Source organism: Paenibacillus qinlingensis (assembly GCF_031455095.1).
GTDB lineage: Bacteria > Bacillota > Bacilli > Paenibacillales > NBRC-103111 > Paenibacillus_E > Paenibacillus_E qinlingensis_A.
In genome coordinates this window covers 30,435-45,118 of record NZ_JAVDSB010000006.1, presented here as the reverse complement: position 1 = coordinate 45,118, position 14,684 = coordinate 30,435, and the positions used below count along the sequence as shown (strand labels likewise).

Below are 14,684 nucleotides of genomic sequence, written 5' to 3'. Positions count from 1 at the left end.
TATCTATATCCTTTGGTTTTCATACTTTTATCGTTTGGAAAGGAACCTCACTACGATGGATATCCGTCAACTTCGCTATTTCATCGCAATCGCTGAAGAGAAGCAAATTACAGCTGCCGCCCAAAGATTGCACATGACTCAACCCCCTTTAGGACAACAATTGAAGCTCATCGAGCAAGAGCTCGGCGTCGACCTTATTCTACGGACAGGTAAAGTCATCGAACTGACCGAAGCCGGACAGGCCTTATATAAGCACGCCCTACACTTAACGAAGCTTATGGAGGAAGCGGAGAATGATGTCAAAGAGATTGGCAAGGGAACGCGCGGCAAGTTACGAATAGGCGTTAACACCCTGTCCTCGGCTCAGCTGCCGCAACTGCTGCGTATTTTCAAAACTCGCTATCCAGAGGTTACGTATAAAATACAACAGAATGAATCCGCGCAGTTGCTCCGCCTTATTCGGGAACATGCCATCGAGCTTGCTATCATCCGACTTCCCATGGAACTAAGTGATTTTGAAGTCATCCAACTGCAATCTGAACCTTTTTATTTCGTTACAGCGAAGTCTTTCGCTTCGGAATCACAGGCATTCTCTTTCGCTGATATTCAACGTTATCCGCTCATTTTGCCTAGTACAGAGGGTCTTGGGTTGTATCATAGTATCATCGATCAATTCACGGTACGCGGCTTGCAGCCTAACGTAATCGGGGAATGTTCCGATATGGTCACATTATTGGGGTGGGTATCTTCTGGGGATGCAACAACGATTGTGCCAGAGTCCATTGTTAAATGGCATAAGGAATATGCGTTCCAAGCTAATGAAATCGCAGACAGTCAGCTCAAATTAGCAACCGGATTAATATGGTTGAAGGATCGCCATGTATCCAAAGCAGCCCAGCATTTTATCGAGCTTCTGCAAGAAACCCAATAATATTTTCTCCTCCCCATTTAATTTCAAGATATCAATTCGAGTGAGAAAGCTCAAATCCCAAACATATTCCTGTTTATACAAAGAAAAAAGAGGCCCTCAGGCCTCCCTCATACGATTAGAAAACGTGATAATGACTGGCAATGCTCGCAGTGCTCAGGCGGTGCCCAGTGGGCAAAGTGGGTTTTCTGCAAATCCACAACGTCTGGAGCTTCCTCGTACTCATCAACAAATTCATCTATGGCTATTTCCACATGATCTTTACAAACGACATGCATGTTTAGTACCTCTCATCCGATAGCGGTTCTGTAGATTTCTTTAATCTTTTAACCTATACTACTTATCCGTCGCCTCAACCAGCGTCAGCACCGTCGACAGCTTCTTCCCGCCGCGATAGTACACCACGTTGATCTTGTCGCCGATTTTCTTTTCATTATACAGGTATTTTCTCAACCCAATTGTGCTCTCAATCTTGCGATCATCTAACTGTACGATCACGTCTTGCGCTTTCAGTCCCGCTTCCTTCGCAGGCCCTGACACGTCGAAGACGATAACTCCAGTTTTGACATCTGCAGGCAGCTTTAATACATCCGTGCCCTTAAAAGCTTGCAACTCCTGTGTCGACACCCCAATCAATGGCCGTTTCACCTTGTGATCCTTGATAAGACTATCAATAATCGGTTTGACACTATTAATCGGAATTGCAAAACCTAAGCCTTCCACGCCCGTATCCGATATCTTCATGGAATTGATGCCGATAACCTTGCCCTCGATATTGACCAGCGGTCCCCCGCTGTTGCCTTGGTTAATCGCGGCATCCGTTTGGATGACATCCATTTCCCAGTCATAATCGGTGCCTTCCCGGGACAATGAGACAGGTATCGTCCGTTTCGGCGATGAAACGATGCCTTGCGTCACCGTTGGTGAGAAGCCCAGTCCTAGCGGATTGCCCACGGCAATCGCCATCTCACCCGCACGCAGCGTGTCAGAGTCTCCGAACTCAGCAAGAATTTTAATGTCTTTGCCATCTGCCTCTAACACAGCAAGATCCGTAATGCGATCGCGGCCAACCAACGTAGCTTTGCGATGCTCACCTTCGAAGTTCACGATTTCGAACTGGTTCCCGTTCTCCACGACATGACTATTCGTCACAATGCGAACTTTATCCCCGTTCCGTGCAAACATAACCCCTGATCCAATGCCGATGCCCGACTCTTGCCCCGCTTCATCTTTCTTCGAGGAGATGACGCTGACCACGGCTGGTTTTATTTTGTCCGTTGCCGCAACAACCGAGTCATTGCTATTCATTGGATGGACATCCGCTTTGGCTACCACAGGAATCGCAAGCGCGTTCTCTGACGAACTACTTCCCCCAATAGCTTGAACGATCCCTACAACTATCAGCATGCCTAGTGCCCCGATGAACCCTGCGATGAGGGCAACATACCGTCTTCGACCAGCAAAACTCGTGAAACTGGATAAATTCCCTGTCCCTTTGGGACGCCAAACCGGCTCGCGCCTTCTGGATCTTTTGGTCGAATAAAAATCATCATCAAACAAACTCATTTCGGATCCCTCCTCGCTGACGGGGCCAACTTAACACTCGCGTTGCTTTATTTCAATCGGTGGACGCGTTCAAGACATCCTGTGATTGTTTTTTTGCAAAAAATAGGAATGTTTCGCTCGCTTCTTGCCTACAATAATAGTAAACCAAATCTCTTACCGAATTACTAGAGTGTAAAAAAATTTCACTAGACCTTATTTAAAGGAGAATGCCAAAATGAACCGTATTCCTTCTCATTTTGAAGAAATTAACATGATCGGTAAGCTAGCTGACCTCAAGGAAAGCCACTATCACCAGTCCCTCGTTCTATCATCTCTCATTCAAGTATTGATTGATAAAGGTCTCATTACCGCACAAGAGCTTCAGCTCAAATCCCAGGAGCTTGACGCAGCGCTTACTCCGAATCCAATACATCCCATTTCGTAGAACGGTCAAAATACGTATCCATCAGCCGCAGCTGTTTCGCCTCTGGCGCCCGCTCTTGTACTATATTATTCACGGTTAGCCTGGCCAAATCCATTAAGTTATGATCTCGGCTAAGGTGCGCCATATAGACAGATTTCGTCTTATTCGTCATGATATCACAGAGTGCTTCCCCTGCGGCTTCGTTGGATAAATGTCCCTTGTCTCCGAGAATGCGTCGTTTAATGCTCCATGGATAATGACCCACGCGCAGCATGTCGACATCATGATTGGTTTCCAGGACCAAGGCATCGGAATCTGAAATCTTTTCCTTCACCTTTTCGCTCATATAGCCGAGGTCCGTCACTACACTTAACTTCTGTTCTCCTTCATAAAAGACGTAACCAACCGGCTCCGCCGCATCATGTGAAATCCCGAAGGATTCCACTTTGAGCGTTCCAAACTCCTCTACGCCGCCCGTGTCCATCACGCGCTTGTTCCCTTCAGCAATGACGCCAATTTGGCGATCTAGCTCTACCCACGTCTTCTCATTCGCATAAATCGGCACATCATACTTACGAGCAAATGCACCCAACCCTTTAATATGATCAGAATGCTCGTGTGTGACCAAAATACCATCAATACTGCTCGCCGCGAGCTCCCGCTCTTTCATGAGCAGCTCCATTTTCTTCGCACTGAATCCTACGTCGATCAACAGCTTAACCTCACCGTTATCGACTACCGTTGCATTCCCCGTAGAACCACTTGATAATACCGTAAATCGAATTCCCATCTTCCCTACTCCTCTATGCCTACCTGTGTGCCTATTCGTTAATCCTTGCTACTTCTTAGGCGTACTCTTATCGCCTGGAGATGGAGAAGCTACTCCACCTTCTGATTCAAATGGTACGGGCTCAGAGCCCTTTTGCAGTGACTCTACTGCTCCATTGAATGCTTGCACATAATACACATATCCATTATCAATCGTAATCCGCCACTGTGGGAACATCGGTTGTGTTTGCGAATTATAAGGTTGTCCATGATACCCTAAGCGAACCTCTGTAATAATCGAGCCATCGCTTAAGTAATTGTCCACTAAACTGCGGACCGCTAATTGGGCCGAAATTAACTTCTGCTCCGTCTGTTCTACTTCTGATTCTACTTCAACAAAAGCTTGACGGTAACTGGTAATTTCTCCATTATTCTCTTTGAGTTCGACCGTAACATCAAAGAGTGGAACCTTGCCATACAATTGGGAGAATACATAGATCCCATTTTGACTCATAACAGAATCTAGTTGATACATAGCGAAGTTCGGAATCTCCGAAAGTGATTGCGCTTCTTTACTTGCCCCTTTTCCGAGCAGCGTGCTCATGTAAATGGGAGATTTGAGCTTTTTCACCTCACCCAGCTTGATGCTGTCATCATATTTCACGGTTATGACCTTTAGCTTAGGCGAATCTGTCGGCAGCTCGTCTGTCAGACGAATATTTTTGTTGCGGAGCGCACGATTCAAATCCTCTACCGTACTGGATGGGTCTAAGGAAGTCCCCTGATTGGAGCGATTGGTGGACCACAGCTGGAAGCCGAGAATCATATTCAACAGTAAAAATGAAGCAATCAAAATTGTCTTGGCCCTACTCCAATTCATACTCTCACCAACCCACCCCTGTAATTCTGTCTATTCAATAAAATCATACGTGCCATCCCGCAGCTCCAGTGCCCATGCACTCGTTAAGGTTAATGTCTTATCCGAAATGACGGGACGATAGGCTGGAAAAATAGAAACGATACTGGATCGACGCTGGTAGTATTGTAATCGTTGCTCTACAGCCTCGCCTGACATCAACTCATTCTCTCGCCGCTGCCCCGACTTCAGGTCAGGAATCACCATGGATCGCTCGAATCCGGAAATGACACCCTTCTGCACGTCCATTCTCATCGTACCAAAGCCATCCGGCTGCGCGGTTATGATCGGAAGTGATTCATAGTACTGGCGGAACCTGAAGGTCTGGTTATCCAACTGTTTCTCTGGCGTACGGGCGACCATGTATCTGCCATCCCAACCAATGTGCTGATTGATGAATTTGATACCTGCCATCAAATCTTCCAACACCTCTGTTTTACTAGCCGCAGGTGCTACCGGATCGAAATACGTAATCCATCGTTGATCTCGATTAAGCTGGAATCCTCGCTTGCTATCGGTGTATATCTCCGACCCGTCTCGCTCTTTCAAATAACGCGTAATCCCAGGGTCCACGAATAAGCTCTGCTTCAGCTGCTCCGCTGTAAGCTGCGTATATGTGAACGTAAAGCTAGGTAAGTGCAGCGGTTTCAACGGCAAATAGTAATCACCGCTATTGGTTGTCTTGTATAGGTTCGTTGGCTCGCCATAAGCAACGAAATTCTCAACGTCCTTGCTCGTGAAATCCGCCCCAATGACCTCATAGCCAACACCCGGCGAATCTGTGAAAAAGAACGCACGAACCTCATCATTCGTTCCCTTGGAGTAAATCCAAATTTTTGTAATTTTATCATTCTCAACTGGAATTTCGCCTTCAATACGGAATAGCTGTTGCAGGATCGTGAAGGGAATTCCTTCCCGGAACCGAATCTCTACGCCAAGCTGCTTCGTTCGAACATCTTCCCAGTTCACATTCACGAGGTACATTGACGTTTTGCGAAAGCCTTTGAAGCTACGCTGCTTAATATTATCTAGCAATCTGGTGTAGTAATAGTTGTTCGGGTATAGCACAGAATGCTGCTGATTACCTAAGTGGATAATAAGCTGATCTGGAAATAGCATATCCGACAGCTCTGATTGCTTGCCCAAAGTCTCAGTCTGAACATAATTACTTTGCTGAATCGGTTCTATCTTCGGAGGGCTGTAGGAAGCAAGGATAAAGCTCTGATACAAGCTTGTCCCGATCAACAGCACAAGAAAGATCGTTTTCAAGCTCTCTATCATACTTCCCCCTCCTCTTCTTGCCGAATTGGCAATGTAAATAGGACGCGTGTTCCTTGACCAAGCTCGGACTCCAAAGCAATCGTTCCACCGTGGGCTTTCACTATTTCCCGGGCAATGGACAGACCTAGTCCTGTGCCTCCCATGTTGCGAGAGCGTGCTTTATCTACCCGATAGAATCGGTCGAAGATACGCGATAGATCCTTCTTCGGAATTCCCATGCCATTATCTTGTACCGATATTTCTAGCATGTCTTTGTCTACTTTGCGTGCTTCCAACCGAATGGTTCCTTCATCGCCTGTATATTTAATCGCATTGGATACCAAATTATCGAGGACCTGATCAATTTTATCGCGATCAAGCAATAGGCTTGTTACGCCATGTTCCACGTGTAACATTATTTGAATTTTTCGTTGCTGCAGCTGAAAAGAAAACCGGTCCGCAACCTCCTCCAGCATCTCGCTGACAAGTGTTGAGGACTTACTCATCATCGACTGCTTCGAATCCAGTCGTGATAAATGCAGCAAATCCGTCACTAAGCGGATCATCCGCTCCGTTTCACTGCGCGTTACGCTGATGAACCGTGACGCGAGCTGCGGCTCCTCGATCGCACCGTCATCAAGCGCTTCGAGATAGCTCTTGATCGTCGTCAGCGGCGTTCGCAGCTCGTGAGAGACGTTCGCTACGAACTCTCGTCTGGCTTGCTCCAGCTTCTCTTGATCCGTTACGTCCTGCAGCACCGCAATGATCCCGTGCTGACCTTCGCCACGTTTATGAATCGGTGTGAACGTAATCCGAACCGACAATTGCTCATCCTCGTCGTCTGGCAGCTGAATATCCAGCAGCGTCGTATTCACTTGCCCAGTAACTAAAGCGCGAATCGTATCGATTGGAATGCTGATAACCTCAGCAATATCCCGACCTAACGTTGTTTCCTCTTCGACTTGCAGGATCTGCTTCGCGCGACGATTCAACACGATCACTTGTCCTCTATCGTCTGTAGCAATGACGCCATCGTTCATATTCGTGAGAATCGAGGCGAGCTTCTCCTTCTCCTCTTCATTCAGCGAGAGTGCTTCCTTCAACCGATTCATCATAAAATTAAAGGTTTGCCCCAGCTGTCCGATCTCATCCGTCCCTTGAATGACGACTTGTTGATCAAAATTACCCTCGGCTACAGCCGTTGCTTGCTTCGTAATCTCTTTAATAGGATTGGTAATGGTACTCGTTAAAATGACACCCAGAATCGCTGTCAGCCCCAACGCAATCAAAGTACCAGAAATGAGGATCCGGTTAATCGAGCGAATCGTCTTGTACACATCTTCCATCGAGGCGATAATGTACACAGCTCCTAGGACACGTACCCCGCTGCCGACCGGCTTGGCAATAATCACCTTCCGATAGCCATCCTCATCCGTGAAAATTCGCTGATTATCTTTAATCCCTTGCAACGCCCGAATAACTTCCGGCTGTGTATTTTTTTGCTTCAAATGGCTCGCAACCGACGTGCTAATCACGTTCCCATTCGCATCAATGATTTGGATTTCTGCATTATTAATAGAGAATAGATTGCTAACGAATTCATTTAAATCCGCATACGTCTTCTTACCTTCTGTCGCATTCTTGCTCTCCTGATCCCCCGTCAAATACGATTCAACGAAGCCAGCAAGCAGCGTAACCTGACTATTGCGGGAAGCTAAGAAGTCATTTTTGAAATATGTCTCTACCGTCTTATAGAAATACACGCCAATTAGCTGCATCGCGATCAGAATCAGTAATACATAAATAATAATTAGCTTCGCTTGAATCGATTGAAAGAAGCGGATGCCCTTCATGTTTAGAAGCCTCCGGCTTTCGGACTGCGCATCAAATAACCGAGACCCCTACGCGTCATAATGTATTCCGGACGGCTAGGATCTGTCTCCAGCTTCTCGCGCAGACGACGAATTGTCACATCGACAGTCCGTACGTCGCCGAAATATTCAAAACCCCACACCGCTTGCAACAGGTGCTCACGGGTCATCACTTTGCCTGAGTTTTTGGCCAAATATTGAATAAGCTCGAACTCCCGATGCGTCAGATCCAGCGGGGTTCCATCTTTGTAGACCATGTACATATCATTATCGATGAACAACGCATGAATGCGCATCCCGTTCCGCTGTGCTTCCGGCTCGTTCGTAGTCGATTGCACCTTCGTCTGTCTGCGCAGATGCGCCTTTACACGGGCTAGCAGCTCTCTCGTGCCGAAAGGCTTCGTCACATAGTCGTCTGCGCCCATCTCTAAGCCCAACACCTTGTCCAGCTCCGTATCCTTCGCTGTCAGCATAATAATCGGTGTATTGAGCTTAGAGCGCACCTCACGGCATACATCCATGCCATCTTTTACAGGCAGCATAAGGTCAAGGAGAATGAGATCCGGCTGTTCGGAGAACGCCAGCTCTACAGCGCTTCCACCATCGTACGCACAGATGACCTGATAGCCCTCTTTCTCCAGGTTGAATTTCAAAATATCTGCAATTGGTTGTTCGTCATCCACCACGAGAATTTTTCCAAACATGTGACCACCGCCTACTATAAAGTAACTGACACTGCCACACCTCATTGCGCGCACAGCTGTCAGAGTTAGACCCTTGTTCCAGCCAGTAATTTCCTACATACTCTTCTTTATTTTAACATACATTTAACTAAAAAGAGACAAGGCCCCCGAGTTGTCCGGTTCGACCTTGCCTCTATTTTTATTTAGCGATTTAAATATTTTAAAGGATTTTCCAAGTTACCACTGCTGTGAACTTCAAAATGCAAATGCACGCCAGTAGAGTCGCCTGTGCTTCCCATAATGCCAATTTTTTCGCCCTTTTCGACGATGCTGCCTGACTTCGTAGTAATTTGGCTTAAATGTCCATAAAGTGTTTCATAACCATTCAGATGGTTAATAATAATATAATTGCCGTAATCTGACTTATAGCCCGTTTCAACGACTTTACCATTATCTGCTGCCATAATATTTCTGTTACCTGTGATGTCGACGCCTTTATGCAGCTTGCCCCAACGATAACCGAATGTACTTGAGATACTTGGTGAAATAACAGGCCATGCGAACTTCCCGGTACCTTCACCTTTAATGACTTTCGTTCCTTTTTTCACCTTGGCCGTGACAGGCTCATCAATGATGTCCTCATTCACAACCTGCTCTTCAGTCAACAAACCATCGACTTTCGTCACTTGAATCGTTACTTTCTTCAGTCCATTCTTACCTGCGGAGATCGGTTGGACGACACCTAAGCGCATCGAATCATCCTTCACATACTCGGTATCGTACTGAATCTCTTGATTCTTTACGATTTTCTCCGTCGTTTTCACAGAAAGAGTTGGCTTCAGTACCGTTACGTCTAACTGACTGCCCAGCTTAAGCTTATCATCTTGAAGACCTGGATTATTATCATAAATGAATTGCTTGGTAATCCCTAATTTCTTCGCAATACAGGAAACGCAATCCCCTTCAACAACGGTATACTTTGCTGGTGCAACATTGCCAGTCTGCAATGTCTTCACGACATCTTCAGGCTTTGCTAGCTCCGTTGGATCGATGGGAACTTCCGCTGTATCGACCTTTTGCACGAATTCCACCTTTTCAAGCTCGGATGGCGCAGTAGATATATCCTCACCTAGACCGGTAGATAAGGCAGCTACTTTTTCGTTATTTTTCCCTTTAGGTGTGAATGGTTCACTCACTTGATTGAGAATTTGATCGGCAGTAGCCTTATCTTTCACAATCGCGACCGTCTTACCATCCACTTTCATGGCTACACCCACTGGTTGCGGTACGAGCAATTGATCCAACGTGGAAATAACAGCAGAATCGTCTGTTTTCTTATTGTAAGCCCTTTCAGACGTGTAGGTGATTCCATCTGTTTTAAGCACCACATGAACACTTGGGAAATTCTTCTGTACATCTAACGGTTTGTTCGTTTTATATTCATCAATTATGGTATTGTCGCTTACGATACCTATTTCTTGGTTGTTAAGCATCACATGATACACATTGTCCATGCCCGCTTCTACATATTGATGTCCGGCGAACGTAATCGCTCCCGTAAGTGCTATAGCACCTACGCCTAATGAAAGTGCCCATTTATGTCGTTTGATCACCGTTAGTGTCTTGGATGTCGTTACTTCGTCTGGTTGAACTGTCTCTAGCTGCTTGTCTGATAATGATTCATTTCCGGTCAAGCTTTCTCGCTTAGGCGTGAATCTCTTCATGAGATCCATGACAAAACGCATTCCCCTGAAACCTGTCATGATCTTCTCCCTTTGAACGGTTTTGCATCCGTGCTGTAACATCGTTACTCTGTGGATACATAAATAAACCTTGATTAGACATAATATCCATTATGACTATCTTTCTTTTGTTAAATTTAACACACTTTCTGTGCCTATTTCAACAAAATACTCGATAACCATGTGATAGATTCGTGTCCACCACCAAAAGAAGTCGCTAAAAGTCTGGTTTTTTGTTCGAATTCCCAATTTCATTTGCCTTTATTTCACAACAATTGACGAAAAGGCATGAAACTTAGCAGGGAAGCTACGGATGAGATCCATGGGTCAGCAACTCCCCTAACCTAAACCTAATATTTGTTTAAAATGTCAGTTAACTGCGCCAGCTCTTTATCGTTCAAATATTTTTTAAGTGTCGCATTTACTTCATCAAGCTCTTGCGTTGTAATCCCATTTTCCAGGATCCCGGAGAGAGTCTGCACCTCTGCCTGTGGAAGCTTAGCGACAACAAGAGAAAATATTTTCATTTTATCATCACTGGAGAGGGCTTCCTTCTTCTTCGCGAAATCCTCTGTGGACATGACAAGCTCCTTCTTCTCGCTCTCCTCCGTTCGAGCGCTTCCCATTACGGCTATCGCATCGTCCTGATTCGTTGTAGATGCGTCTACACCGCTTGACGAACTAATACCGCCGACAGGTTGTTGATCATTCGGATTTGGACTTGAACTCGGGCTTGGAAACGCCCCTGACGGGTTGGGATTAGGAGAAGGCGATGGCTTCGTTGTAGGAGTTACCCCTATTGCTGCCTTCTTCCCCTCGTCTTTCCCCTTAACTATATTCAGCTCTTCCGCCAATCTTGACGCAAATTCACCAAATTGAATCTTTTTACCCATCGCGGGTAGCTGATACTGTCGAAATATATCCTCCACGTACATGTTTACTACATACCACGTTGTAAACATCGTAATTGATGTAATAAGGACGGTACTTATGACAATTTTACTTAACCAAGTTAATAGTTTCATATGCTTTATATCACTCCTAACATTGCTCACACAGAGATAAGCTTCTCTTCCCAGTATGGACGAAAACCCTGCCATTATATCCCTATAGGCAAAAGAAAAATCCCCTAAGCTACGAAAGCAGCCTAGAGGATTGTTTAGGTTATCTATGATTTAAGCGTAGATAGGACGAACTAGATTTGTTTGCTCACGGTTACGACCTACGGAGAAGATCGCGATTGGGATACCTGTCAGCTGGGAAACACGCTCAACATAGTGTCTTGCGTTCTCAGGAAGATCGCTGAGTGTACGTGCCTCAGAAACATCTTCTGTCCAACCTGGAAGCTCTTCATACACCGCTTCACACTCGGAGATGGCTTTCAAGCTCGCTGGGTAGTGCTCAATCAACTCACCGCGGTACATGTAGCCTGTGCAGATTTTGACGGTTTCTAGACCTGTCAGAACGTCGATGGAGTTCAAGGACAAGCCTGTGATGCCGCTAACACGTCTTGCGTGACGTACGACTACACTGTCGAACCAGCCTACACGACGAGGACGACCTGTTACCGTACCGTACTCGAAACCTTTTTCACGAATCCATGCGCCAATTTCATTGTCCAATTCCGTTGGGAAAGGGCCGTCGCCGACACGTGTTGTATAAGCTTTTGCCACACCGATGATGTTGTGAATCTTCGTTGGACCTACACCAGAACCGATACACACACCACCAGCTGTTGGGTTGGAAGAAGTAACATACGGGTATGTGCCTTGGTCGATATCCAACATAACGCCTTGCGCGCCTTCGAACAACACTCTGCGGCCTTGGTCAATATATTCATTCAGGATAACCGAAGTATCCTTCACGTATGGACGAATGATTTCAGCGTATGCGAGGTACTCTTTAAGAATTGGCTCCACATCAAGACCTGTCGAACCGTAGACTTGCTCGATCAAAACATTTTTCTCAGCAACAATACGACGAAGCTTCAATTCGAACTCTTCCGCATCCATCAGATCCGCGATACGAATACCGTTACGAGCAGCTTTGTCCATGTAAGCAGGGCCGATCCCTTTGCGAGTCGTACCAATTTTGCTATCGCCTTTACGATCTTCTTCCAGACCGTCAAGTACCAAGTGATACGGCATAATGACATGCGCGCGATCACTGATGTTCAAATTCGTTGTTGTAAAACCATTATCATGAATGTAATTAATTTCTTCAATGAGTGCAGCCGGATTAATAACCATCCCATTCCCGATCACACAAGCTTTATCTTTGTAAAAAATACCGGAAGGAATCATCGTTAGCTTGTACTTTTTCCCGCTAATAATGATCGTGTGGCCTGCATTGTTACCACCTTGATAACGCGCAACAACCTCAGCAGATTCCGCTAAGAAATCCGTGATTTTACCTTTCCCTTCATCTCCCCATTGCGTACCGACAACAACAACCGTTGACATATGCACTTACCTCCGTACGGTGACAAGTCACCCATAATGAGCCTGTTATGGCTGTAAGACCACAGATGAAAGTTGGACTTCATTAAAGCGCTAAAGCGTTCAGCGTCCATTGCACTTTCCCTCTGGCGATTCTGGTGATGCAACTACCTCTATTCACTGCTACGCGCGGCAACAGACAAGAGAGCTAACTCTCACTTACTCACCGCAAAGGAATATCTGGTCTCTTTCGGCAGTGATCTGCAGGAAGGAAACCTACCCTTCGGCATGAAAAAACGACCTTATTTCGAGTTACCTGCTTGAAGCCGGCTTATCGATCAAGGTTTTTTCACCGTCTTTAGTTTAGCAGTCCCCCATGTCAAAGTCAATGAAAAACGAACGATTATAGGGGTGTATGTATAATTGTTCGGAAATTACGCATACTTTTTCGTTGCTGTCGCTTAAAGAAAGGAAACCTCTAGCTTTGCCATTTTCGCATGGATTATGTTACCCCTAAGATTCCTCTTCGGGGCTATTTTTATGTCTGTTGCATGGAAAAAGTCATACATACTCGGTCCAACATTCTTACTTGACCTAGGCTTCACCTGAGACGTCGAAAAATGCAGGCTCAGCAACTCAGCGACATCACTTTCCTTCCGAGACGGCAAATATTGCTGGCTCGGCACAGCCTCGACCCCTCCCGACTCGAAAAAAAGCAGCCGTCAATACTGCCCGGCTGCTGCTTCTTGATGACTGCGATCCATATTCACGAACTTATTGAATTGTTTAAGGAAAGCCAGCTCAACGGTTCCTACGGGACCATTCCGCTGTTTAGCAATAATAATCTCGATAATGTTCTTCTTCTCCGATTCCTTATCGTAGTAATCATCCCGGTATAGGAACGCTACGATGTCGGCATCTTGCTCAATGGAACCGGATTCCCGAAGGTCAGACATCATCGGACGCTTGTCCTGCCGCTGCTCAACGCCCCGGCTCAGCTGCGAGAGCGCGATGACCGGTACATTCAGCTCACGGGCAATTTGCTTCAGCGTACGAGAGATCTCGGAGACCTCCTGCTGACGATTGTCGCCGCCTTTTCCGCCACGCCCAGCAATGAGCTGCAAGTAGTCGATGAGGATCATACCGAGCCCTTTCTCCTGCTGCAATCGGCGGCACTTCGCGCGGATATCCGCAACCGTAATCGTCGGCGTATCGTCGATGAACACATTCGCCTCGGACAAAGCACCGATCGCCATCGTCAGCTTCTCCCAGTCGTCTCCTTCTAGATTACCCGTACGCATCCGATTCGCATCGACGTTCGCCTCAGCGCAGACCATACGTTGTACGAGCTGTGCGGCGCCCATCTCGAGCGAGAAGATCGCGACGGTCTCTTTGGCGCGGACGCCGACATTCTGCGCTACGTTCAGCGCGAAGGCGGTCTTTCCTACGGAAGGACGCGCCGCGAGAATGATTAAGTCTGAGCGCTGGAAGCCTGACGTCATCTTGTCCAAATCTATGAATCCCGATGGGATTCCCGTTGATCCGCCTTTGTTCGAGTAGAGACTTTCAACCTTCTCGAACACTTCCATGAGCACGTCGCGAATGACGACGAATCCGGTGGAACTGCGGCGCTGCGAGATCTCGAGGATCTTCTTCTCCGCGTCGCTGAGCATCATCCCGACATTGTCCTCATTGGCGTAGCCATCGGACACGATCTGTGTCGCGGTACGGATCAAACGGCGAAGCATCGATTTCTCCTCGACAATTGCCGCGTAATAGTCAATGTTGGCAGCGGTTGGTACCGCGTTCGCCAAATCGGATAAGTACGTGACACCGCCGATCTCTTCCAACTGTTGCTTGTTTTGTAGGAGCGCCGTTAGCGTAATGAGATCGATCGGCTCTTGCGCTTCGGCGAGCTCAACAATCGCCTCAAAGATGCGTTGGTGAGAGCCGCGATAGAAATCATCGCTCGTGATCCGCTCCATCGCGGTAATTAACGCATCACCATGAATCAGGATCGCCCCTAGGACGGCCTGCTCTGCTTCTATATTTTGAGGCGGAACACGATCCACAAACATATTATCTCCATTGCTCATGCTACTGTGCCCG

At 46.7% G+C, this 14,684-nt stretch carries 13 protein-coding genes; 2 read left to right on the top strand and 11 right to left on the bottom strand.

Annotation, left to right across the window (positions count from 1 at the left end; all coding sequences use genetic code 11):
- Positions 1 to 55 precede the first annotated feature (55 nt).
- Positions 56 to 931 (top strand): LysR family transcriptional regulator, encoded by an 876-nt coding sequence (locus J2736_RS17600; RefSeq protein ID WP_310499899.1) that lies wholly within the window; start codon positions 56 to 58, stop codon positions 929 to 931.
- A gap of 107 nt (positions 932 to 1,038) precedes the next feature.
- Here J2736_RS17600 and J2736_RS17595 read toward each other — a convergent pair whose 3' ends face one another.
- Both J2736_RS17595 and J2736_RS17590 read right to left on the bottom strand, forming a co-directional pair.
- Positions 1,039 to 1,206 carry a CxxH/CxxC protein gene (locus tag J2736_RS17595; RefSeq protein ID WP_063795715.1) on the bottom strand — a complete coding sequence of 56 codons (168 nt, stop codon included), beginning with the start codon at positions 1,204 to 1,206 and terminating at the stop codon, positions 1,039 to 1,041.
- Positions 1,207 to 1,264: 58 nt separating this feature from the next.
- Positions 1,265 to 2,494, bottom strand: a complete 1,230-nt coding sequence (locus tag J2736_RS17590; protein WP_310499898.1) for a S1C family serine protease — start codon at positions 2,492 to 2,494, stop codon at positions 1,265 to 1,267.
- Between the two features lie 214 nt (positions 2,495 to 2,708).
- Here J2736_RS17590 and J2736_RS17585 point away from each other — a divergent pair, with 214 nt between their 5' ends.
- On the top strand, positions 2,709 to 2,918 hold the full coding sequence (locus tag J2736_RS17585) for a hypothetical protein (RefSeq protein ID WP_310499897.1): 210 nt from the start codon (positions 2,709 to 2,711) through the stop codon (positions 2,916 to 2,918).
- Here the strand turns inward: J2736_RS17585 and J2736_RS17580 are convergent.
- From J2736_RS17580 to dnaB, 9 genes are all read right to left on the bottom strand, one after another.
- A complete protein-coding gene (locus tag J2736_RS17580; protein ID WP_310499896.1) occupies positions 2,887 to 3,687 on the bottom strand; it encodes an MBL fold metallo-hydrolase in 801 nt (266 codons plus the stop codon). The two genes, J2736_RS17585 and J2736_RS17580, sit on opposite strands and share 32 nt — an antisense overlap.
- A gap of 48 nt (positions 3,688 to 3,735) precedes the next feature.
- Positions 3,736 to 4,545, bottom strand: coding sequence for a two-component system regulatory protein YycI (gene yycI / locus J2736_RS17575; RefSeq protein WP_310499895.1), 810 nt, complete (start codon positions 4,543 to 4,545; stop codon positions 3,736 to 3,738).
- 30 nt (positions 4,546 to 4,575) lie between these two features.
- Positions 4,576 to 5,862 carry a YycH family regulatory protein gene (locus J2736_RS17570; RefSeq protein WP_310499894.1) on the bottom strand — a complete coding sequence of 429 codons (1,287 nt, stop codon included), beginning with the start codon at positions 5,860 to 5,862 and terminating at the stop codon, positions 4,576 to 4,578.
- Entirely contained in the window at positions 5,859 to 7,694 is a 1,836-nt protein-coding gene (gene walK, locus J2736_RS17565; protein WP_310499893.1) for a cell wall metabolism sensor histidine kinase WalK, read from the bottom strand. The genes J2736_RS17570 and walK overlap by 4 nt, the downstream gene beginning before the upstream one ends.
- Positions 7,695 to 7,696: 2 nt before the next feature.
- Positions 7,697 to 8,416 carry a response regulator YycF gene (yycF, locus tag J2736_RS17560; RefSeq protein WP_310499892.1) on the bottom strand — a complete coding sequence of 240 codons (720 nt, stop codon included), beginning with the start codon at positions 8,414 to 8,416 and terminating at the stop codon, positions 7,697 to 7,699.
- A 182-nt stretch (positions 8,417 to 8,598) separates the two neighbouring features.
- A complete protein-coding gene (locus J2736_RS17555; protein ID WP_310499891.1) occupies positions 8,599 to 10,140 on the bottom strand; it encodes a M23 family metallopeptidase in 1,542 nt (513 codons plus the stop codon).
- Between the two features lie 347 nt (positions 10,141 to 10,487).
- The gene (locus J2736_RS17550; protein WP_310499890.1) at positions 10,488 to 11,162 is read right to left on the bottom strand and encodes a hypothetical protein; all 675 of its coding nucleotides are present in this window, start codon (positions 11,160 to 11,162) and stop codon (positions 10,488 to 10,490) included.
- Positions 11,163 to 11,312: 150 nt separating this feature from the next.
- A complete protein-coding gene (locus tag J2736_RS17545; protein WP_310499889.1) occupies positions 11,313 to 12,599 on the bottom strand; it encodes an adenylosuccinate synthase in 1,287 nt (428 codons plus the stop codon).
- A gap of 698 nt (positions 12,600 to 13,297) precedes the next feature.
- Complete coding sequence (gene dnaB / locus J2736_RS17540) at positions 13,298 to 14,671, bottom strand: replicative DNA helicase (protein ID WP_310499888.1); 1,374 nt, start codon at positions 14,669 to 14,671, stop codon at positions 13,298 to 13,300.
- Between the last annotated feature and the right edge of the window lie 13 nt (positions 14,672 to 14,684).

What these genes read in the sequence shown, in the direction of transcription:
- J2736_RS17600 (WP_310499899.1), top strand. Translation starts at nt 56, where the DNA reads ATGGATATCCGTCAACTTCGCTATTTCATCGCAATCGCTGAAGAGAAG.
- J2736_RS17595 (WP_063795715.1), bottom strand. Translation starts at nt 1,206, where the DNA reads ATGCATGTCGTTTGTAAAGATCATGTGGAAATAGCCATAGATGAATTT.
- J2736_RS17590 (WP_310499898.1), bottom strand. Translation starts at nt 2,494, where the DNA reads ATGAGTTTGTTTGATGATGATTTTTATTCGACCAAAAGATCCAGAAGG.
- J2736_RS17585 (WP_310499897.1), top strand. Translation starts at nt 2,709, where the DNA reads ATGAACCGTATTCCTTCTCATTTTGAAGAAATTAACATGATCGGTAAG.
- J2736_RS17580 (WP_310499896.1), bottom strand. Translation starts at nt 3,687, where the DNA reads ATGGGAATTCGATTTACGGTATTATCAAGTGGTTCTACGGGGAATGCA.
- yycI (WP_310499895.1), bottom strand. Translation starts at nt 4,545, where the DNA reads ATGAATTGGAGTAGGGCCAAGACAATTTTGATTGCTTCATTTTTACTG.
- J2736_RS17570 (WP_310499894.1), bottom strand. Translation starts at nt 5,862, where the DNA reads ATGATAGAGAGCTTGAAAACGATCTTTCTTGTGCTGTTGATCGGGACA.
- walK (WP_310499893.1), bottom strand. Translation starts at nt 7,694, where the DNA reads ATGAAGGGCATCCGCTTCTTTCAATCGATTCAAGCGAAGCTAATTATT.
- yycF (WP_310499892.1), bottom strand. Translation starts at nt 8,416, where the DNA reads ATGTTTGGAAAAATTCTCGTGGTGGATGACGAACAACCAATTGCAGAT.
- J2736_RS17555 (WP_310499891.1), bottom strand. Translation starts at nt 10,140, where the DNA reads ATGCGTTTTGTCATGGATCTCATGAAGAGATTCACGCCTAAGCGAGAA.
- J2736_RS17550 (WP_310499890.1), bottom strand. Translation starts at nt 11,162, where the DNA reads ATGAAACTATTAACTTGGTTAAGTAAAATTGTCATAAGTACCGTCCTT.
- J2736_RS17545 (WP_310499889.1), bottom strand. Translation starts at nt 12,599, where the DNA reads ATGTCAACGGTTGTTGTTGTCGGTACGCAATGGGGAGATGAAGGGAAA.
- dnaB (WP_310499888.1), bottom strand. Translation starts at nt 14,671, where the DNA reads ATGAGCAATGGAGATAATATGTTTGTGGATCGTGTTCCGCCTCAAAAT.